The 19276-nt window shown below is 71.6% G+C and carries 20 protein-coding genes; 8 read left to right on the top strand and 12 right to left on the bottom strand.

Annotation, left to right across the window (positions count from 1 at the left end; all coding sequences use genetic code 11):
* Positions 1-17 precede the first annotated feature (17 nt).
* Complete coding sequence (locus ABZ354_RS12375; RefSeq protein ID WP_358655747.1) at positions 18-2138, top strand: DUF1996 domain-containing protein; 2121 nt, start codon at positions 18-20, stop codon at positions 2136-2138.
* Between the two features lie 151 nt (positions 2139-2289).
* On the opposite strand, the gene ABZ354_RS12370 is transcribed toward ABZ354_RS12375, so the two are convergent.
* Positions 2290-3447 carry a S1 family peptidase gene (locus tag ABZ354_RS12370; protein ID WP_358655745.1) on the bottom strand — a complete coding sequence of 386 codons (1158 nt, stop codon included), beginning with the start codon at positions 3445-3447 and terminating at the stop codon, positions 2290-2292.
* 960 nt (positions 3448-4407) lie between these two features.
* Between ABZ354_RS12370 and htpG the strand changes: the two genes are divergently transcribed.
* The gene (gene htpG / locus ABZ354_RS12365; protein ID WP_358655743.1) at positions 4408-6318 is read left to right on the top strand and encodes a molecular chaperone HtpG; all 1911 of its coding nucleotides are present in this window, start codon (positions 4408-4410) and stop codon (positions 6316-6318) included.
* 44 nt (positions 6319-6362) lie between these two features.
* Here htpG and ABZ354_RS12360 read toward each other — a convergent pair whose 3' ends face one another.
* Positions 6363-7175 (bottom strand): SAM-dependent methyltransferase, encoded by an 813-nt coding sequence (locus tag ABZ354_RS12360; RefSeq protein WP_358655741.1) that lies wholly within the window; start codon positions 7173-7175, stop codon positions 6363-6365.
* A gap of 143 nt (positions 7176-7318) precedes the next feature.
* Entirely contained in the window at positions 7319-8194 is an 876-nt protein-coding gene (locus tag ABZ354_RS12355; RefSeq protein ID WP_358655739.1) for a helix-turn-helix transcriptional regulator, read from the bottom strand.
* A 363-nt stretch (positions 8195-8557) separates the two neighbouring features.
* Here ABZ354_RS12355 and ABZ354_RS12350 point away from each other — a divergent pair, with 363 nt between their 5' ends.
* Complete coding sequence (locus tag ABZ354_RS12350; protein WP_358655737.1) at positions 8558-9343, top strand: ATP-binding protein; 786 nt, start codon at positions 8558-8560, stop codon at positions 9341-9343.
* Positions 9344-9370: 27 nt separating this feature from the next.
* Here ABZ354_RS12350 and ABZ354_RS12345 read toward each other — a convergent pair whose 3' ends face one another.
* The 3 genes from ABZ354_RS12345 to ABZ354_RS12335 all read right to left on the bottom strand — a co-directional run bounded on the left by ABZ354_RS12345 (position 9371) and on the right by ABZ354_RS12335 (position 11074).
* Positions 9371-9934, bottom strand: coding sequence for a TetR/AcrR family transcriptional regulator (locus ABZ354_RS12345; protein ID WP_358655735.1), 564 nt, complete (start codon positions 9932-9934; stop codon positions 9371-9373).
* Positions 9931-10293, bottom strand: a complete 363-nt coding sequence (locus ABZ354_RS12340) for a DUF1304 domain-containing protein (RefSeq protein ID WP_358655733.1) — start codon at positions 10291-10293, stop codon at positions 9931-9933. The genes ABZ354_RS12345 and ABZ354_RS12340 overlap by 4 nt, the downstream gene beginning before the upstream one ends.
* 199 nt (positions 10294-10492) lie before the next feature.
* Positions 10493-11074 (bottom strand): hypothetical protein, encoded by a 582-nt coding sequence (locus tag ABZ354_RS12335; protein WP_358655731.1) that lies wholly within the window; start codon positions 11072-11074, stop codon positions 10493-10495.
* Between the two features lie 311 nt (positions 11075-11385).
* On the opposite strand from ABZ354_RS12335, the gene ABZ354_RS12330 reads away from it, so the two are divergent.
* Positions 11386-11652, top strand: coding sequence for a hypothetical protein (locus tag ABZ354_RS12330; RefSeq protein WP_358655729.1), 267 nt, complete (start codon positions 11386-11388; stop codon positions 11650-11652).
* A 192-nt stretch (positions 11653-11844) separates the two neighbouring features.
* Here the strand turns inward: ABZ354_RS12330 and ABZ354_RS12325 are convergent, their stop codons facing one another.
* Positions 11845-12582 (bottom strand): D-Ala-D-Ala carboxypeptidase family metallohydrolase, encoded by a 738-nt coding sequence (locus tag ABZ354_RS12325; protein WP_358655727.1) that lies wholly within the window; start codon positions 12580-12582, stop codon positions 11845-11847.
* Positions 12583-12912: 330 nt separating this feature from the next.
* Positions 12913-13716 carry a sigma factor-like helix-turn-helix DNA-binding protein gene (locus tag ABZ354_RS12320; RefSeq protein WP_358655725.1) on the bottom strand — a complete coding sequence of 268 codons (804 nt, stop codon included), beginning with the start codon at positions 13714-13716 and terminating at the stop codon, positions 12913-12915.
* A gap of 277 nt (positions 13717-13993) precedes the next feature.
* Between ABZ354_RS12320 and ABZ354_RS12315 the strand changes: the two genes are divergently transcribed.
* Positions 13994-14479 (top strand): NUDIX hydrolase, encoded by a 486-nt coding sequence (locus tag ABZ354_RS12315; protein ID WP_358655723.1) that lies wholly within the window; start codon positions 13994-13996, stop codon positions 14477-14479.
* A gap of 3 nt (positions 14480-14482) precedes the next feature.
* On the opposite strand, the gene ABZ354_RS12310 is transcribed toward ABZ354_RS12315, so the two are convergent.
* Both ABZ354_RS12310 and ABZ354_RS12305 read right to left on the bottom strand, forming a co-directional pair.
* Positions 14483-14764, bottom strand: a complete 282-nt coding sequence (locus tag ABZ354_RS12310; protein WP_358655721.1) for a helix-turn-helix transcriptional regulator — start codon at positions 14762-14764, stop codon at positions 14483-14485.
* Positions 14764-15261 (bottom strand): DUF2975 domain-containing protein, encoded by a 498-nt coding sequence (locus tag ABZ354_RS12305; protein WP_358655719.1) that lies wholly within the window; start codon positions 15259-15261, stop codon positions 14764-14766. The genes ABZ354_RS12310 and ABZ354_RS12305 overlap by 1 nt, the downstream gene beginning before the upstream one ends.
* Positions 15262-15817: 556 nt before the next feature.
* On the opposite strand from ABZ354_RS12305, the gene ABZ354_RS12300 reads away from it, so the two are divergent.
* Entirely contained in the window at positions 15818-16111 is a 294-nt protein-coding gene (locus tag ABZ354_RS12300; protein ID WP_358655717.1) for a hypothetical protein, read from the top strand.
* A 293-nt stretch (positions 16112-16404) separates the two neighbouring features.
* On the opposite strand, the gene ABZ354_RS12295 is transcribed toward ABZ354_RS12300, so the two are convergent.
* Entirely contained in the window at positions 16405-16638 is a 234-nt protein-coding gene (locus ABZ354_RS12295) for a hypothetical protein (protein ID WP_358655715.1), read from the bottom strand.
* A 113-nt stretch (positions 16639-16751) separates the two neighbouring features.
* Between ABZ354_RS12295 and ABZ354_RS12290 the strand changes: the two genes are divergently transcribed.
* Positions 16752-17348 carry a DUF664 domain-containing protein gene (locus ABZ354_RS12290; RefSeq protein ID WP_358655713.1) on the top strand — a complete coding sequence of 199 codons (597 nt, stop codon included), beginning with the start codon at positions 16752-16754 and terminating at the stop codon, positions 17346-17348.
* A gap of 228 nt (positions 17349-17576) precedes the next feature.
* Positions 17577-17777 (top strand): hypothetical protein, encoded by a 201-nt coding sequence (locus ABZ354_RS12285; RefSeq protein WP_358655711.1) that lies wholly within the window; start codon positions 17577-17579, stop codon positions 17775-17777.
* Between the two features lie 275 nt (positions 17778-18052).
* On the opposite strand, the gene ABZ354_RS12280 is transcribed toward ABZ354_RS12285, so the two are convergent.
* On the bottom strand, positions 18053-19276 hold the full coding sequence (locus ABZ354_RS12280; RefSeq protein ID WP_358655709.1) for a cytochrome P450: 1224 nt from the start codon (positions 19274-19276) through the stop codon (positions 18053-18055).

Raw genomic sequence — 19276 nt, 5'->3', positions numbered from 1 at the left:
ATGTGTAGGAGCACGCCTTGGGACGCAATACGCGCAGACGTCCGACCGGCGCACGACGCGCGACCTCCGCAGCCGTCGCCCTGATCCTGGGCGGCGGTGGTTTGGTGGTGGTCGGCGTGTACGCCTCCGCCACCGAAGCCGGTCCGGACGGCACCGGCGCGTCGTCCCGGCCGGCCGGGGCCGTCACGATCGACTGCCCGGACGTCGGCAGCCGGCTGACGGAGATCCCGCAGCAGGCGAAGGGCGACGTCGACGGTGAACTCGCCGCACTCGACGAACAGGTCGCCGCCGCCTACCAGCAGCTCCAGGACGCGGCCAAGACCGCCCGACAGGACGGTGGCGGCACCGCGGACCCCGACACGACGATCGTCCGGCCGCTGGAGAAACAGCGCGCCGAGACCTTGGGGCGCATCGCCGCGGCCATCGGCCGGGAGGGCGAGCGGCCCCGGGACCTGGACAGCCTCGCCGACTGCACCCTGCGCGGCACCGAGCCCGCCGGCGAGACCGGCGAGAAGGGCGAGGCAGGTCGCGGCGGAGGCGGTGACGGCCGGGAAGGCGACGGGAAGGGCCGGCCGCCGGACAACGGTGGCCAGGCCGGCAACGGGCCCGTCGCGGCCGACTACGCGGACATCACCACCGTCCAGCCGAACACGGCCGCCCGGGAAAAGGCCGCGTCCGGCACCTTCAGCTCCGACTGCGGCGTGAACCAGAACGGCCTGTTCAACTCCGACAACGTCATCGCGGCCCCGGGCGTCACCAACGGCGCTCACCACTTCCACGACTACGTCGGCAACCAGGCCAACAACGCCTTCGCCGCCGACGGGGATCTCGCCGTCGCCGACACCACCTGCGTCGACGAGGGTGACAAGTCCTCCTACTACTGGCCCGTACTGCGGCTGCAGAACGGCGAGCGGGAACAGGACGCCGCCGCGCCCGGCGGTGGCATCGAGGGCAACGCGGGCGAGATCGTCACCCCCGAGGACGTGACGCTCACCTTCGTCGGCAACCCGCGCGGCGACGTCACGGCCATGCCCCGCCTGCTGCGCATCATCACCGGCGACGCCAAGGCCTTCGTCAACGGCACCACCAACGCCAACGCCTCCTGGAGCTGCACCGGCTTCGAGGACCGGCAGCTCAGGGACAAGTACCCGCTGTGCCCGGACGGCAGCGAGGTGGTGCGTACGTTCCGCTTCCAGAGCTGCTGGGACGGCCGGAACACCGACAGCGCCAACCACCGCACCCACATGGCCTTCGCCGCCCCGGACGGCGCCTGCCCCGAGGGTTTCAGGGCGGTCCCGCAGCTCGTCCAGCGCATCGTGTACGACGTGGACCGGCCCAGCGTCGAGGACGGCGGTCGTAGCACCCCGCTGTTCGCGGTGGATTCCTTCCCCGAGCAGGTGCACAAGCCGGTGACGGACCACGGTGACTTCATCAACGTGTTCGACGAGGACCTGATGCGGGAGATGGTCGACTGCATCAACGAGGGTCGCGCGTGCGGATCGGACGACGTCCCGCAAGAACCCGGAGACGGAGCGGGGCAGGAGACCCCGCCGCAGCCGACGCGGGCCCCGGGCACGCCCACCGATCCCCCGACCACGGCCCCGGACACCCCGACGCCCACCGCCGAGCAACCGCAGGACGGCAAGGACAGCGGAGACGGCAAGGGCGACGGGGACGGTAAGGGCGACGGGGACGGTAACGCCCAGAGTGGCGGGCCGGGTGGCGGGGACGGCAACGGCCAGGGAGGCGGTGACGCCGGCGATCAGATTTTCGAGCCCACCGCACGCCCCGACGCCCCCGTCGATTCGCCGACGCCGTCGGGCAGGTCCGTATCCCGTGCGGCCACGACCCGGTCGGCCACCGACCCGTCCGAGCCCCCAGCCGCAGATGCCATCGACAGCGACAGCGACAGCGGCGGTGGCAGTGGTAGCGGCAGTGGCAAGGAAAAGGGCGACGGCAAGGGCGACGGCAAGGGTGACGGCGACGGCACCGAGGCCGCGGCACAGACCGGCCCCCAGGTCCAGGGCGTGCTCGCCGAGACAGGCGCCGGTCTCGGGTGGTGGCCTGCCGCCGCCGGGGGTGTCCTGCTGGTCGCCGGCTGTGTCCTGCTCCTGCGGACCAGGCGCCGCGCGATGTGACGCGGGCCCGCGCGGGCCGCACCGAGAACGCGTCCGCCCGTATGCGCGCAGGTCCACGCGCACCCGGTACGGGCACGCACACCCACGGGGCCCGTGAAAGCGGGCGGGCCCCCGTGCTCGTGCCGGGGACCCGCCGTCGTGTGCCCGAGTGTCAGGCCGTGTGGAGCGTCAGACCGAACCGGCCGAGGATCTCGTTGATCGGCTGGAACCAGGTCTCGCCGCCGCCGCTGCAGTTGCCCCAGCCGCCGGAGGTGACGCCCTGCGCCTGGTCGCCGCTGATGAACGAGCCGCCGGAGTCACCGGGCTCGGCGCAGACGCTGGTCTTGGTCATCTGGTGCACCGCGCCCTGGCTGTAGTTGACCGTCTCGTTCATGGCCAGGACGTTGCCGCAGTGCCAGTGCGTCGTCGAACCCGAGCGGCAGATCGAGGCACCGATCGGCGCCACGCCCGAGCCGCGCACGAGCTGGTCGGGCACGGTGCCCCAGCCGAGCACGACCGGCACCGTCCACCAGCCGCTGCCGACGTTGACCCAGGCGTAGTCGTTGTCGGGGAACGAGGAGCCCTGGAAGTTTCCGATGTAGGACCCGTCCCAGCCGCTCACGCTCTGGCCCGCCCCGCCGCAGTGGCCCGCGGTCACGAAGCCGCCGTACACGGAGAAGCCGATGGAGCAGCGGACGTTCCCCGTGTAGTACGGGTCGCCGCCGACGGTTCCGGCGGCGAACGTCTTGGGTGCGGTGGCCGTCTCCTTGACGGCGACCGGACCCGCGTCGCGGGCGCGGTCCAGGAACCGCTGCACGTCCGCGTCGTCGCGCTCACCGCGTACGACACCGACCACGACCGTGCCGGCCTTCGGGTCGACGTGCCAGCTCGCCACGCCGTCGGGCGCGGACAGTGTGTCGAGGCGGGCCTTGGCAGCGTCGAGTTCCTTGGCGGTGTGCTCGGCGGTGCGCACGGTGACGCCGGCGGCGCGCAGTTCGCGGACGGTCGCGCCGGAGGCGTCGTCGGTGACGGCGACGGTCAGCCGATTGGTGGCCGCGTCGAACCAGGAGCCGCCGTAGGCCGCGCCGGCGGTGCGCCGGACCTTCGGCTCCAGTGCGGTCGCCTTCTTCTCGGCGGACAGGCGCGTCTTGGCCTGCGCGGGGGTGAGGCCCAGGTCTCGCTGCATGGCGGTGAGCAGCCCGGCCGAAGCCGGCTGCTCGGCGGCGGAAGCCTTGGAGGAAGAAGCGCCGTCGGCGGCGGGGAGGGCCTGTGCGGCGGCCGTGCTGCCCAGGACTAGCAGCGTGGTCAGGGCCAGGACGGTACGTGGCATGCGTCTCACGAGGAGTTGCCCTTCGTTGTTCCAGCAGGGGTGGGGGTGGAACGGCAGAACTCTGAGAGCGCTCTCATCGCGGAGTTTAGCTGTTGATCATGAACAGGTCCATGCCAATGTACGTCCGGGTGGGGAGGGTGTGGCGGGAGGGAGTGGCAGCCCGCCGCACGTCCGGAAAAGCCGCAGGGGTGTGCGCAGGGGCGTAGCCCGGAGCCCCGGCGGAGGGGTCGCTGGTACGGCAGCCCTTGAGGGGGTGATCCATTTCCGCTGAAGTCCGAAACACCTGGTGGTTCTACGGGCTTCGGCAAAGACGGGGGATAGCGGCGGATACGTATCCCGATCGGTGTGCCGACCACCCTTCCGTGCACGGATGTTCCTCGGAAAGGGATGCGCGACCGCCGTCGGTGCGGGACGCTCGAGCTACCGCCCCGTGCCGGGAACGGACAGGCTTTTCCCGCCTGTGGTGAGCCCTTCGGGGCCGCCCACCGGCACGTGGGGCGATACCGCGCCGCGACCCCCTCGGGCGGCGCGCGACGGCGGGCGGCTGCCTTCACCGGCGGGGGCAGCCGCCCGCCTCAGCCCGGGCGTCGCGCCGTCGCGTACGAGTGGATGCCGTGCCCGAGCCCGTGCCGGTGGTGGCGGTCGTGGTCGGTGGGGAAGAAATGAACACGGGACAAGCCTGCGGGTGGACCACGTCCTCGGTGTGTTCTCGCCGAGTGGCGCGCCCCGGGCACCGCACCCGGCGGCCGCTTCGCGTCGTCCGTTCCCCTGAACGGGTCCGCGACCCGCACGCTCCGCCTGTGATTCCGCCCGTGACCCCGCCCGTCGCGACGGGCGCGTGATCCGGCCGAAAGTCGTGGGTGCCACCGGCCGGAAGACTGGCGTTGCGATGCGACGCGCTGTTTTAGAGTGACACGACCAGTTCAGGCGAACAGTGGACCTGTGAGGTAGTCGCGAACCATGCCGACCGAAACGTTTGAGTTCCAGGTAGAGGCCCGTCAGCTCCTGCAGCTGATGATCCACTCGGTCTACTCGAACAAGGATGTCTTCCTGCGGGAGCTCGTCTCCAACGCCTCCGACGCGCTGGACAAACTGCGCCTCGCCTCCCTGAAGGACGACGCACCCGACGCCGACGTCACCGACCTGCACATCGAGATCGACATCGACAAGAACGCCCGCACCCTCACCGTGCGGGACAACGGCGTCGGAATGTCGTACGACGAGGTCACTCAGCTGATCGGCACCATCGCCAACTCCGGGACGGCCACGTTCCTGAAGGAGCTGCGCGAGGCGAAGGACGGGGCCGGGGCCGACGGGCTCATCGGCCAGTTCGGCGTCGGGTTCTACTCCGCGTTCATGGTGGCCGACGAGGTCACCCTGCTGACCCGCCGGGCCGGTGAGACCCAGGGCACCCGCTGGACCTCCCGCGGCGAGGGCACGTACACGCTGGACACGGTCGAGGAGGCACCGCAGGGCACGACCGTCACGCTCCGCCTCAAGCCGGCCGACGCCGAGAACCAGCTGCACGACTACACCTCGACCTGGAAGATCAAGGAGATCGTCAAGCGGTACTCGGACTTCATCACCTGGCCGATCCGGCTCGTCCCCGAGGCCGCCGGCCAGGACGGCGACGAGGACAAGGCGCCCGAGCCCGAGACGCTCAATTCGATGAAGGCCCTCTGGGCGCGTCCGCGCGACGAGGTGTCCGACGACGAATACCACGAGCTGTACAAGCACATCAGCCACGACTGGCGCGACCCGCTGGAGACGATCCGCCTCCAGGCCGAGGGCACCTTCGAGTACCAGGCGCTCCTCTTCGTCCCCTCCCACGCCCCGCACGACCTGTTCACCCAGGGTTACCAGCGCGGCGTGCAGCTGTACGTGAAGCGCGTCTTCATCATGGACGACTGCGAAGAACTGCTCCCGCCCTACCTGCGGTTCGTCAAGGGCGTGGTCGACGCGCAGGACCTCTCGCTGAACGTCTCCCGCGAGATCCTCCAGCAGGACCGCCACATCCGCATGATGCAGCGCCGCCTGACGAAGAAGGTCCTCGCCACGGTCAAGGACATGAGGACGCAGGACGCGGACCGCTACGCCACGTTCTGGCGGGAGTTCGGCGCCGTCCTCAAGGAGGGCCTGGTCACCGACGCCGACAACCGCGACGCGATCCTCGCCGCGTCCTCCTTCGCGTCCACGCACGACGCGGAGCAGCCCACCACGCTGCGGCAGTACGTGGAGCGCATGAAGGACGGCCAGGACGACATCTACTTCATGACGGGCGAGTCCCGGCAGGCCATGGAGAGCTCCCCGCACATGGAGGCCTTCCGTGCCAGGGGCATCGAGGTGCTGCTGCTCACCGACGCCGTCGACGAGGTGTGGGTGGACGCGGTCGGCGAGTTCGAGGGCAAGAAGCTGCGGTCGGTCGCCAAGGGCGAGATCGACCTCGGCGACGACGAGGACGGCACGGCCGACGCCGAGAAGGAGAAGCAGGGCGAGGAGTACGCCGGGCTGCTCGGCTGGATGACGGAGCACCTCGGCGAGGACGTCAAGGAGGTCCGCCTCTCCTCCCGCCTCACGGTCTCCCCGGCCTGCGTGGTCTCCGACGCGGGTGACCTGACACCCGCGCTGGAGAACATGTACCGGGCGATGGGCCAGGAGGTCCCGCAGTCCAAGCGGATCCTCGAACTCAACCCGGAGCACCAGCTCGTGAAGGCCCTCAACCGGGCCTTCGGCGAGCGCGAGGACCGTTCCGAGCTGGCCGAGACGGCCGAACTCCTCCACGCCCTCGCGGTTCTCGCCGAGGGCGGCCGGCCCAAGGAGCCGGCACGGTTCGTGAAGCTGGTGGCGGACAGGGCCGAACGCACCCTCTAGGCCACGGCACCGACAGCGGCGCCCGCGCTCGGCGCGGGCGCCGCTCAGGCTTTGCGGCCGAGGGCGCCGTACATGCCGATGTCCCCGTCCCGCATGCCGTCGCACGACGCGTCGGGCCGCCACTTGTGCACCTGGGTCAGGCCCGGGGCTACGAGGTCGAGTCCCCGGAAGAACTCGGCGGCCTCCGCCCGGTCACGCAACCGCATCGGCATGCCGCGGGCCGCGTACTCGTCGGCGACCCGCCGTGCCTCGTCCGGTGCGGAGTCCCCCGTCCCCACGGACATCGCCAGGAAACTGCCCGGGGCCAGCGGCTCGAGCAGCCTGCGGATGATGCCGTACGCGTCGTCCTCGTCCAGCACGAAGTGCACGATGGCGATCACCGTCAGCGCGACCGGCCGCGACAGGTCCAGGGTCTCCCGCAGCGCGGGGGCCGACAGGATCGCGGCCGGGTCGCGCATGTCGGCCTCGACGTAGGCCGTCCTGCCCTCGGGGCTGCTGCTGAGGAGCCCCTGGGACAGGGTCAGCACGATCGGGTCGTTGGCGACGTACACGACGCGGGAGTCGGGAGCGATCCCCTGGGCGATCTCGTGCAGGTTCGGGGAGGTGGGGATGCCGGTTCCGATGTCGAGGAACTGGCGTATGCCCTCTTCGGCGGCCAGATGGCGGACCGTGCGGTGCATGAAGTCACGACTGGCCCGCATGTGGACCGGCAGGGCGGGCCACTCCCGGCACAGCGCCTCACCCGCCTCCTGGTCGGCGGGATAGTAGTCCTTGCCGCCCAGGAGGTAGTCGGAGATGCGCGCGGGATGCGGGCTGGCGGTGTCGATCCGGTCAGCGGGCCATCCGTCGTCGGGCACCAGCGCTCCTTCGTGTCGGCTTCCCCTCTATTCACGCATGCGGGCGGCACCCGGTTCACGGGAAATACAGAAAGTTGCCAGCCGCCTTGCGGGAATGCAGAAAGTTGCCAGCCGCCCTGCGCGGAAAAAACTGAAAGTGACTCTCAAATATATTTTCTGAGCTTTTCCAGGGTCGCTCTGGTGGTGTTGATCGAGGGCGCCTGGGCGCTGAGTCGGTCCAGAGTCTCCCGGTAGACCACGACGTCCTCCGGTTTGTCCAAATAGGAGGCGTCGAGCAGTCCGCTCAAATAGACGACGTCGGGCATTTCCCGCGCCTGGAACCGGAACAGGTGGAAAGCCCCGGTCGACATGGCGGGGTGGAGTCCGCGGTCGAACCGCATGATCTGCAGCACCACGTGCGGGAGTTCCGAGAGTGCCAGGAGATGCCCGATCTGTGCGTCCAGCACCTCGGGCCCGCCGACCGGCCGGCGCAGCACCGTCTCGTCCATGACGACCCACAGGTGCGGCGGATTCCGCCGGTGCAGGAGGTTCTGCCGGCGCAGCCGCAGCGCCACCCGCCGCTCGGTCGCCTCCTGTGACACGCGCGGGTTGCCCGAGGTCAGCGTCGCGCGGATGTACGCCTCGGTCTGCAGCAGGCCGTGCACGAACTGTGGCTCGTAGGCGCGGATCTGGGTCGCGGCCTGCTCGAGGCTCAGGTAGGCGCCGTACCAGTCGGGCATGACGTCCCGGTAGGTGTGCCACCAGCCGCGGTGACCGGCCTCGTCCACCGACTGCAGGAAGGCGGCGATCTCCCGCTCGCCGGTGACCCCGTACAGGCACAGCAGTTTCTCCACTTCGGCGGGGCGGAGGCGGGCGACCTTGGCGTTCTCCATTCGGCGGATCGTCGCGTCGCTCACGCCGATCGCCGACGCCGCCTGGGCGTAGGTCAGTCCGGCCCGCTTGCGCAGCTGCTCGAGCTGCTTGCCCAGGATCAGCCGCAGGACGGCCGCGGATCCGCCCCGTTCGGCTCTGTCGGTCACTGCTCGCCTCCCGTTTCCGTAGGCCGCCAGAGTTTCACGTTCCGCCGCGTGATCCCGCAATAGAACAGCATTCAACTTCTTGGGGGTGAGGAGGAATTCGGTAATCTGCAAATTGCAGTTTGCCCTTTGCGTAATGCCTACTTGCGACAGTATGGTCGGCAGCACATCTCATCCCGCTTGTGTGTCACCGGCCTCGGTCGGCTCGACAGGCTTCAGGTCATCCGCCAGGCCCGTTGACGCCGCCCACAGGCCTTTTGAGAGCCCTCACCCATCCGGGGTCCGGTCACGGGGGGAGTTCCGGCACACCGGGACGCAGGTGCTGCCGCACCGTCCGTCGACCCTGCATGACGAGAGGCCGTCCCTATGGCTCCCCCTTCCCCAGTGGGCCCGTCACGGCGACACCCGGATGCCGGTCCGGAGCCGAAGAGACGCTGGCAGTTCCCCTCGCACGACGGCTCCGTCGGTGTGGCCCGCCGCCAGGTCCGTGACGCGCTGGCGCAGTGGGAGGCGCACCCCGGGGTGGTCGACGACGCGATCCTGGTGGTCTCCGAGCTGGCCACGAACGTCATCGCGCACACCGACAGCCCCCTCATGATCCTCACCCTGCGCCTCGACGCGAGCCGTCTGCGCATCGAGGTCGAGGACCGCTGCGGCGACAGCGGCAGGCCGCAGCCGGGCCAGTGCCGCCCGGACGACGAGAACGGACGCGGGCTGATGATCGTGGCGCACCTCGCCGCGACCTGGGGCATCGCCGCGAGCCCGGGCACCGGCGGCTCCGTGGTCTGGGCCGAGCTGCCGTGGCGCAGGGCGGGCGCTCCGACCGGGCACACGGAGCGGACCGAGCGGGACGGATCCTCCCGGCCGGTGCCGGGCACGGCCGAGCCCTCCGTGAGCCGCCGCACACTCCCGGGCCACTCGGTGCCGGGCCGCATCACCCGCCCCACCCGCGCACCGCACGCCCACACGCCGCACGGCGAATCGGGGCACGTCCATGCGTTGTACGGCGACGCGACGCACGCCCACGCGACGCACGCGCCCCACGCGGACCCGCCGCACGCCCATGCCCACCCGCCGCACGCCCACGGCGCCGCGAACCTGCCGCCGAACCGGGTCCCGTACGGGCCCGACGCTCGACCGACCTCGCCGTAAGCCCGGCCCGGGCACGGGATGCCGCGGTCAGCGCACGGCGGCGCTGTGCAGCGTGACCAGGAGCAGCCAGACGTGCTCGGCGAAGCGGGCGGGGTCCGTGTCGATGTGCCCGTGGAGCCAGTCGGCGAGCACCCCGGAGAACGTCGCGGCGACGGCCGACGCGATCAGCTCGGCCTGCGGCGCACCGGCGAGAGTGCGCTCGGCGAGACTGCGTGCCCGCAACTCCTCGTGCAGCACCCGTCCGAGAGGGCCGCCACCACCTGGCGCCAGCAGGGTCCGGTACACGTCGGCGTGCGGGACCAGCGCGGTGCAGAAGGCGGTCAGGGCGGGCGGCGGGCTCGCCGGGTCGGGGGCGCCGCGCCACGCGTGCAACGCCTCCACGGCATCGCGGACGACACCGGCACAGGCATCGACGGCCACCTCCTGCAAGTCGCGGTAGTGCAGATAGAACGTCGCCCGGCCGACACCCGCGCGCCGCACCACGGCGGCCACGTTGACCTCCGAGAGCGGGCGCCCGGCGCACTCGTCCAGAAGAGCCCGGCGCAGCTTCGCCCGGGTCCGTGCCGCGCGCGGGTCGGGGAGCTCCGTCACCGGGCGGCCAGGACGGCGATGAGCGTGAGTGTCGCCGGGAGGGCCTGGGCGACCAGGATGCGGCGGTTCGCGGTGGCGGCGCCGTACAGCCCGGCCACCAGGACGCACGCCAGGAAGAAGACCTGGATGTCGGACCCCGTACGGCCCCCGACGATCAGGCCCCAGATCAGCCCGGCGGCCAGGAAGCCGTTGTAAAGCCCCTGGTTGGCGGCCAGGGGCGCGGTGGCACGGGCCATCCCGGCGTCGAAGCCGGAGAGGCCGCGGCCCGGCGCCTTCTCCCACAGGAACATCTCGAGAACCAGGATGTACACGTGCAGGGCGGCCACCAGGCCCACCAGGACGTTCGCGGTTGTCTGCATGGAGGGGCCCTTCGCGGCATGACGCACATGGCTTGCTGGACAGGTGTCCATCTTAACTGAACATGTGTCCAGGAAATGCCCGGCGCCCTCGTGCCGACTCCTCGGGGTCGCGCACGTCGTGCCGACCCCGTGGGGCGCGGAGGCGGAGGCCGAGCGGTGCGTCAGGACGTGGGGCGGGTGGCGGCGGGGCGGGGCGGGCTCACTGCCGGGCAGGTGACGCCACCAGGCCGAACAGCGAGGCGACGGCCGAGGCGAGTCCGCTCGCGCACGAGGCGGCATACTCCGGGGGCACCGACAGCCTCCGTAACGCCCCGCTCAGGACGTCCTCCAGCAGTGCCACCTGCCCGCCGAGCGAGCGCGCCCACGAGGAGCTGTGCGGTGCCACCCCTGCGAGATGCGTGAGTACTTCCTGGGCCGCGGACTGCAACTCCTGAAGGACCGCCCAGTCCGCCTTCGACGCCTGCGCGCGCTTCAGGATCTGCGGCAGCTGCTGGACCACGCTCGCGTGCCACAGCGCGAGCGACCCCTCCATCTCCGCGCGTAAACCGTCGAGACAGAGCCGCAGGACGGCCGCTCCGGTCGTGATCCGGACCACCGGAGCGGACACCCTGGGGGCGGTCGGTGCGGCGGGCCCGGCGCCCAGATAGTTGCGCAGCACGACCGGCATGACCTCCGCCTCGGGATCGGACGTGCGCCGGCCGGGCGCCAGTACCGCGCATACGGGGGTGAGGCAGTGGGCGGCCCGCTCGGCCGCCGTCTGGCACGCGTAGTCAGTGGGCACGATGCGGTGTCCTTTCGCGGGCTTGACTGCGTTCGGTCTCTGCCCGGTTGCACGCCGTGAAGCGGCACTCGGTTCACCGCGAACCCGGAATCGGCGGGAACGGCCCTGCCCCGGTCACCCGGCCCCGCCTCCCCGCCGCGACAGCGGGAGCCCCGGCGTGGCGCCGGTGATCGGGGGGTCTCCGGCTCGCCGTGGTGCGGCGTGGCGTGAGCGATGCGGGTGACCGTGTGCGGGCGCCGCCCGGGCCCGCCCCTGTGTGTGAGCGCGCAGGTGCGGGCCGGTTGTCAGTGGCGGCTGTGATCCTGGCCGGTATGGATGAGCTGGAGTTCATGCGGGGCCGGGTGTACGGCGCCGACCACGAGGACCCCGCGCCCCGGCCCGGGCGCGTGTACGCGGAGCTGGTGGGCGGCCCGCTCGACGGCTTGCTCCTCGATGTCACCGACCGCGCGGAACGCGACCTGCGCGGTGGTGTCGTCCTGCCGACGGAGATGGGCCGCCACGGTCCGGGCGGCGGCGCCCTCTACGCATCGCGCGGCCCCGGCGTACTCCGCCTCGACTGGCGCGGTGACGTGCCCTGACGCGCCGGGAAGGATCCCGCGCCCCGCTCCGGAGGCGAAGGGGGCGCCGGGCACGGGCGGTTGACGAGGGCGCGTGGTGGTGGCGTACGTACCCCGGCCGGACGTCCTGGCCCGGGGGTGAGGCGTCCCGGACACGGAGAGTGGGCCCGCCACGGGAAGCGGGCCCACTCGGTCCTGTGCGGTGTGTCCGTGTCAGACGCCGCAGGTGGGGGCCGACCAGTACCGGCTGCTGCGGTGGTCGACGTGGGTGTGGTCGTTGTGGTCCGGGTAGCCCGGGCCGAGGATGCCGTTGAAGCCGTGGTTGCGGGCCTGCTTGGCCATCGTGCACAGGGAGTGCGATCCGGCACCGAGGTCGGCCGCGTCACCGTACAGGTGACGGCTGCTGCTGGCACCGCCCACCGCGCTGTTGCAGGCGTAGGAGCGGAAGCCGCTCGTCACCCGGAGCGGGGCGTCGCCGAGCGCGTGCCGCATGGCCTCGAGCTTCCACATCGTGCGCAGAGCGTTGGACTTGGCCGTCGCCGCGCTGACCGCGCCGCCCGACCAGTCCGAGTTGCAGTTGTTCAACTCGGCGTAGCTGAAGTGGATCGGCGTGCAGTCGTCGTCCTGGAGGGAGTACAGCTTGTTGAACGTGTTGGCACCCGCGACACCGTCGGCGGCCAGGCCGTACGCGGACTGGAAGCGCTTGAGGGCGGCGGAGGTGGCCGGCCCGAAGGAGCCGTCCACGGCGAGCACCGACCCGTAACCGGCGTAGCCGCCGAGCCGGACCTGGAGCTGAGTGACGTCGGAGCCCGAGGCGCCCTCGGAGAGGGTGCGGGACCAGGTGTAGCAGCCGTCCGCGTGCGCGGTTCCCGCGGTCGCGACAGTACCCACCGCGATACCAGACGTGATCATGACAAACGCGGCGAGGAGGCGGGCGAAGCGTCTGAGCATGCGATCTCCTGTGGGGTTGCGGGGCGGGGAGGTTGAGGTGTGGAGCGATGTTACGCGCGTCAACCATGGAGCACGTGAGCCGCAGGCGCAAGGGTGGATGGCATGGACGTGCCACCCTGCTTCCGGCCGAGGTGACCACGACGCGGGTGCGGGTGGGGAAGTGATCAACTGGCCACCCGCACAACGGAGTTCCAGGTGGTTCCGGACCGTCGCCCCTCCCCGGCAGCCGACGGACCGGGAGGTGCCGGTCCGGGAGATACCGGTCCGGTGACGCGCGGTGCGCCGACGAGGCTCGACCCGGTGCTCGGATCGCCGCCTGACCATTCCGCTTCAGGGGGTCGTCGACGGCCGTGGGGTGTCCGGTTGGGCGGTGGTGACGGCACGGTTCGGGGCGGACGGTACGGACGGGCCGCACCAGGGTGACGCGGTGGCGGCCGTGAAGACGATGAGGCCGACGAGCGCCGCGGTCGCGCCGAACACCGTCCGGGTCAGCGTGCGCATGCGTTCCTCGCTGCCGGCGCGTACGGAACGCGCGTTCGGGAGGGTCGCCGTCGACACCGTGGACACGAGCGTGGCGAGACGCCGTCCCAGCTCCTGGGGGTCCCGGATCTCGGGGACGTACTCCGCGACGGCGGCGCGTCCGAGCCGCAGCCGGCTGCGGGCGGCGTGGGTGCTGGCCGCTGTCTCGGCGGCGGCCTGCGCCACGCTCATGCCGAGGCCTTCGCACAGGAGAACGGTCCGGCGCCACCGGGGCGGCAGTGCGAGCAGTGCGGCGACGAGCGGGTCGGTGGGCGCCTGTCCGGTCCGGCGCCTGGGCGCACGCCGCAGACGGTGCCAGGGCGACAGTGCGTACTCGTGGGCCTGCGCCCGCACCCACCCGACGGGATCGGAATCGACGGCGATCTCGGGCCAGTGGTCCCAGGCCTGGTGGAAGGCGTGTTCCGTGGATTCGAACGCACGTCCGCGGTCCCCGGTGAGGAGGTACGTCTGGTGGACGATCGCCGGGGCCGCGTGGGCGTACAGCGCGTCGAAGGCCTCCTCGGGGGTGCGCGCGGAGCGCAGTCGCGGGTCCCGGGCTGGCCCGGAGGGCCGCACCGCGGCAGGGGTGGCACCGGCGGCCGGGGGAATGTGCATGCGCCAATCTTGCGTAATCGTGTCGCCGCCCGCCTGCAACATCCGGGGTCCCGGCGATTCTGTTTTCCCAACGCCGGTCATCCCGACCGGAATTGATCCGCAATGATGATTACTGGTTGATGAGGGAGCGGTTTTGAGGTCCTCGATGTCGGACCCGATCCCTGTGGGGAAGGGGGGAGAGGGGGTGGCAGGCAGGGTGCTGGTCGCCCGGTCCAGGGCGGGCCGGCCGGGCCGGCCCGAGTGGTGTGGGTGGCGTGGGGCGGGGCATCATCACCCGGTGTCCGACTTCCACCCGCCGCCGCTCGAAGTCGACGGCCGGGGCAACGCGTTGACGGCCTTCGGGTGCGGGGACGAAGGGGCACCCCCGGGTGATGCCCCGTTGCCGGCCGCGCTGGTGGCCCTCTGGTGCGGCGGACGGGTCCTCATGGTCTTCGACAGGTTCCGCGGGCAATGGGAACTGCCCGGCGGGCGACGGGAAGCGGGGGAGTCCCCGAGGCGGGCGGCCGTCAGGGAGCTGTCCGAGGAGAGCGGTCAGCGGGCCGACGGGCCCCTGCGGTTCATCGGCCACGCCCGGTTCGTCCTCGCGCCGGACGAACGGACCGAGTACGCGGCCCTGTTCTCCGGCCGCACCACCCGCGTCCGGCACTTCGAGGCCACCGAGGAGATCGCCGCCATCCAGTGGTGGGATCCGCGGGAGGATCTCCCCGGTCGTACGCAGCCTCTCGACGCCCATCTCGCGCGGCTCACCCGTGGCGGGGGCTGACTCTCAGCCGGCCGCGGCGTTCTTCGGCTCCGGGCGTGCGGTGTGCTCCGGGTGCCCGGTGCGCACGGCGGCGCCGGGCTCCTCGGTCTCCCAGCGCAGCAGATCTCCCGGCTGGCACTCCAGCACCTCGCACAGCGCGGCGAGCGTCGTGAAGCGGACCGCCTTCGCGCGGCCGTTCTTGAGTACGGCCAGGTTGGCGGGTGTGATCCCGACACGCTCGGCGAGCTCGCCCACGGACATCTTCCGCTTGGCCAGCATGACGTCGATGTCGACGGCGATCGGCATCAGATCACCTCCGACAGCTCGGCCCGCAGCTGTGACGCCTCGACGTCCCGCGCGACGGCCTGGGCGAGCAGCATCCGCAGGACGAGCACGATGAGCGCCACCCCGAGGACCGCAACGCCGACGCCACCGATCAGCAGGACGATGCCGGGGGCCACGGCCTCACCCGGCGCCAGGACGGTCCCGAGGGCGAACACCAGCCCGGCCGCCGCCACGAACGCGCCCGTCACCAGGTGTACGTAGCGGAACGCCGCGTGCGAGAAGACCGTGCCGAGCCGCACCATCGTCACCAGCCGCCACACGCAGACCAGGACGACCTGAGCCGTCGCGACGCCCAGGACCACGATCACGAGGACCGGGAGACGCAGATGCGCGACGTCCGGGTCGAGGCCCTCCATGTCGATGGCCAGCAGGGGCACCATCACCGTTTGGATCCCCACCGAGCCGGTCAGCAGCGCCACGAGCACGGCACGCAGCGCCAGGACGGTCAGCTTGCCCATCACATCTCCTTCGATCGACCAACGATAAGAACATATCGAGAAACGATAGGTAGCGGCAAGTGGGACGGTGGGAGACGGGGCGGGGCGGGTGTCTCAACGCACGGTCGGGGGGTACTCACCCGCCGACCGCGGCAGACCGTCGACGCCGCGGCCGGACGCGGGTGCGACGAAGGAGAGTGCACGGAGATGATCCAGCCGCCCCACGACGAACCCACCGCCGTCGGCCCCGAGGAACGGGCGGGCAGCGGAGCGGACCCGCCACCAACTGGGTGGCACGGTTCAGGAACCACCCGTCCGGACAGACGTCAGGTACCCGCCCCGGCGAAGGCCGCCGTAGATCAGAGAACATCGCGGCCGTAGCCAAGGAACAGGCGGCCGCGTGCCAGGGGGGTAGGCGGCCGCGCCCAAGGATGCGGCGGCCGCGAAGGTGAGGCGGCCGTCAGGGTGAGGTGGATGTGACGAGGCGCGGCGGCCTCCGGCCCGGAGCGCCGCACCCGGACGGGACGGCGCCGCACCCGCCACCCTCGCACTCGTACTCGTACGAAAGGCTCTGATCGTGTCTGCTCGTCACGCGGTGCCCGCGCTGACCGCGGGCGCGGCCACCGGCATGGTCCTGCTGCTGCGACGGATGTCGGCCCGCTCGTGGCGGGGCGGCAGGCGGCACGGCGCGAGTGCCGCCCGCCCGCCGTGGCGTCGCACCCCGGCCGCTGACGCGCCCGCGGCGGCGCCGAACCGCGATCTTGGAGCGCCGCGGGAACGCGAGACGGCCGTCCTCGTGGAGGAGGCCGAAGAGCATGTGTACCGGTACTGGAAGCGGCTGCGGACCCAACAGCCGCCCCCACCGGACTGAGGCCCGCAGCCCCCGCCCCCTTGGTCGGCCGTGCTGGTGCCGGGCGCCCACGGACCCTTGTCGGCGGTTTCCGTGCCCTGACGAGCCCCCTCCGGGTGGGCGCCGCCGACGTCACGGTGGTATCCGCCGAGGAGTGAGCACGTGGGCCGATGATGTACACGTCCCCCCGTGGCACCCCGGTCGTCGAGCCGCAGAGGTCCGTGGGGGGCCGGACGCAGGACCTCATCCCTCCGGCGTGGGAGCGACCGGAGGGCCCGTTTACGCCGGCCGGGGCGCGCCGGGACCGTAGTCGCTCACGTCGGCGTGCCCCCGTCCCACTCCTCGGCTCCGGGGCCGGGGCCGCGCCATTCGATCAGCGCGGACTCTCGCACCCAGTCCTCGTCCGCGTGTTCGAGGCCGGCGAGACGGAGGAACTCGACGATGTCCAGGAGGCCGTACGCCATCCCGACGAAGTGGCCGTCGACCCGGACGCGCCGTCCGCCGTCCGCCACGGGCGGGTAGATCACGATCGGTCGCGCACTCGCCATGAACCCAGCGTGCGGTCCGCCACCGCTGCCCGCAGGTCGGGCGCCCGCTCGCCCCGCCCCGTGATGCGGAAATGGCTGGCGGTCCCGGACCGGCGCGGCGCACCATGCGACGTATGAGTGATCAACAGAGTGATCGGCAGCATGGTCGGTCAAGTGATCAGCCCGCACGGTGGACCCGCGCCACCGTCTACCCCGACATGTGGACCGACCCGGACGACGACCCCCGCGACAAGGAAGGCGCGAGCCCGGAGGGCGAGCTCGCGACGCTGGACGACTTCCTGTCGGACTACCGCCTGACGCTGCGGATGAAGTGCGAGGGCCTGGACGCGGAGCAGTTGGCCCGGCGGTCGGTGCCGCCGTCCACGATGTCGCTGCTCGGCCTGATCCGGCACCTCGCCGAGGTGGAGCGGGACTGGCGCAACTGGATCACCGAGGACGACCCGCTGCCGAAGCTGTACGGCCGACGGGACGCGGACTTCGACGAAGCCGTCGCCGAGCAGGCCGTGGTCGACGCCGCGTACGCCGATCTGGAGCGCGAGCAGGCGGCGACCGACGCGGCACTCGCCGCACACCCTGACCTGGGCGCGCGCGTGGGCAAGGACGGCACCGCGATCCGGGAACTGATGGTCCACAGGATCGAGGAGTACGCCCGGCACTGCGGGCACGCCGACCTGCTGCGCGAGTGCGTCGACGGGCGGGTGGGGCAGTGACCGCCGCCTGACGTCAGGTCTCCGGCGTCATGTTTGCGGTTTCCCGGCAGCCGACCGTTTGCCCAGGTGGGGGGCGCTTCCGAGCGGCGGCCTCGGCTGCTGGGCGACGACCTCGGCCGCACACGGCCGTCACACGCGTTTCACCCGAATGGCCCGCCCCGGCTACGGGGGACCGGCCGCGCGGGGTGTGATGAGGGCTGAGGAAGGCGTCCAGAGGGGAGGCCGATCATGTACGAGATGTGTGCCGGCTCCGAGAAGCCGGGTGAAGCACTGGTATGGCACGTCATGGCGAAACCGGCGACCACCACCCTGTGCGGTCAGCGGCTCGCGCACAGGGTCGAGGGCCTCAGAGCACAGCGTGCGGCCCACTGTCCGGACTGCATGGCGTCCTTCGCGAAGCTCATGGCCAGTACGACCGTGAGCGGCTGACGCGGCAGGCGAGAGTGCTGCCGTGCCGGCCGCTTCCGGTGCGTCAGGTGCGCCGCCTGCCTCCGTTGCATCCGCCGCAACAGTCGTCCGTCAAGTCCGTCAAGTCCGTCGAGTCCGTCGAGTCCGTCGAGTCGGCTGTGACGGCCCGGCATCCGACTCGGACGCCGGGCATCGGCACGGACGGTGGGGCCCGCGGCGGCCCCGGCCGCACGGGGTGAACACCGGCGAGCCGGTTCCACCTCGGCCGGCCCCCCGACACGCCGCGTACCCCGTGCTCAGCGCGCCCGCAGATAGACCGGAAGCCGCTGGTGTCCGTTGCTGATCAGGGACGCCGTGGGACGCAGTTCGCCCGCCGGCACGGCGAGGTGGATGTCGGGGAAGCGGTCGAAGAGGCCCCGCAGTGCGAGGGCGACCTCGAGGCGGGCGAGAGGCGCGCCGAGGCAGAAGTGGACGCCGTGGCCGAAGGCCAGGTGGTCCTTGACCGTGCGTGCCGCGTCGAACGTGTCGGCGTCGCCGTGCCAGTCGGGATGCCGGTTGGCGGCGGCGTAGGACGCGAGGATGGCCTCACCCCGTGCGATGGTCTGCCCGTCCGGAAGCGGAATGTCGGTCACGGCGTACCGCAACGGCAGGTGCTTGACCGCCGGTTCGTGACGCAGCGTCTCCTCCACCACGTCCTCCCAGGTGACGGCCCCGCTGCGGACCATTTCCCGTTGGTCCGGGCGGGTCAGCAGGGTGACCACCGCCTGGTCGATGACGTTGACCGTGGTCTCGTACCCGGCGCTGATCATGAGCAACAGCGTGTCGCGCAGTTCCGCGGGCTTGAGCTGGGCGCCGTCGTTCTCGTCGTCCCGCGCGGCGATGAGCAGGGACGTCATGTCGTCGCCGGGCGCGCCGCGCCGGGTCGCGATGAGCTGGTCCATGAGCGCGTACAGGGCGACGGTGTTGTCCTGGGCCTGCTCCGGGGTGAGGGTGGTGTCGAAGACGCCGTCCACGAGCTCGCGGAAGTCGTTTCGCTGGTCGTCCGGCACACCCATGAGGTGGCTGATCACACCGATGGGCAGCGGGTAGGCCAGTTCCTGGCGCAGATCGACCGGCTCGTGCGCGGGCAGGGCCGCGAGGTGGTCGAGCAGCCCGGTCACCATGGCCTCGACCGCGGGTCTCATGGCGGCGATGCGGCGGGAGCTGAAGGCGGGCGCCACCAGCCGGCGCAGCTTGCGGTGCTGGGCGCCGTAAGCGGTGAACATGCTCTCCACGGCCACCCACAGGGCGAGCGGCCAGGTGTCGACGGCCTTCGCGAAGCCCGGCCAGTGGGCGCGGGCGTCCTTGGAGACGTCGGGGCTGGTGAGCAGTTGCTTGAGTAACAGCGGGTCGCTCACCGACCAGGCCTCGACGCCGAGGACGTCGACCCGGGTGGCCGGCCCGCGCTCGCGAAGGGCACGGTGCTCGGCGTGACGGTCGGTGCCGGCGGGATCGAGAACGTACGGCGGCAACTGGCTCAT

This window comes from Streptomyces sp. NPDC005925 (assembly GCF_040638805.1).
Taxonomy (GTDB): domain Bacteria; phylum Actinomycetota; class Actinomycetes; order Streptomycetales; family Streptomycetaceae; genus Streptomyces.
Note: the sequence above shows the minus strand (reverse complement) of the source record. Positions and strands in the feature narration are given on the sequence as shown.

Coding starts and splice junctions, on each gene's coding strand:
- ABZ354_RS12305 (WP_358655719.1), bottom strand. CDS start 15,261: ATGGGCAAGCTGACCGTCCTGGCGCTGCGTGCCGTGCTCGTGGCGCTG.
- ABZ354_RS12310 (WP_358655721.1), bottom strand. CDS start 14,764: ATGCCGATCGCCGTCGACATCGACGTCATGCTGGCCAAGCGGAAGATG.
- ABZ354_RS12320 (WP_358655725.1), bottom strand. CDS start 13,716: ATGCACATTCCCCCGGCCGCCGGTGCCACCCCTGCCGCGGTGCGGCCC.
- htpG (WP_358655743.1), top strand. CDS start 4,408: ATGCCGACCGAAACGTTTGAGTTCCAGGTAGAGGCCCGTCAGCTCCTG.
- ABZ354_RS12350 (WP_358655737.1), top strand. CDS start 8,558: ATGGCTCCCCCTTCCCCAGTGGGCCCGTCACGGCGACACCCGGATGCC.
- ABZ354_RS12285 (WP_358655711.1), top strand. CDS start 17,577: ATGTACGAGATGTGTGCCGGCTCCGAGAAGCCGGGTGAAGCACTGGTA.
- ABZ354_RS12370 (WP_358655745.1), bottom strand. CDS start 3,447: ATGCCACGTACCGTCCTGGCCCTGACCACGCTGCTAGTCCTGGGCAGC.
- ABZ354_RS12340 (WP_358655733.1), bottom strand. CDS start 10,293: ATGCAGACAACCGCGAACGTCCTGGTGGGCCTGGTGGCCGCCCTGCAC.
- ABZ354_RS12295 (WP_358655715.1), bottom strand. CDS start 16,638: ATGGCGAGTGCGCGACCGATCGTGATCTACCCGCCCGTGGCGGACGGC.
- ABZ354_RS12290 (WP_358655713.1), top strand. CDS start 16,752: ATGAGTGATCAACAGAGTGATCGGCAGCATGGTCGGTCAAGTGATCAG.
- ABZ354_RS12325 (WP_358655727.1), bottom strand. CDS start 12,582: ATGCTCAGACGCTTCGCCCGCCTCCTCGCCGCGTTTGTCATGATCACG.
- ABZ354_RS12280 (WP_358655709.1), bottom strand. CDS start 19,276: ATGAGCCAGTTGCCGCCGTACGTTCTCGATCCCGCCGGCACCGACCGT.
- ABZ354_RS12330 (WP_358655729.1), top strand. CDS start 11,386: ATGGATGAGCTGGAGTTCATGCGGGGCCGGGTGTACGGCGCCGACCAC.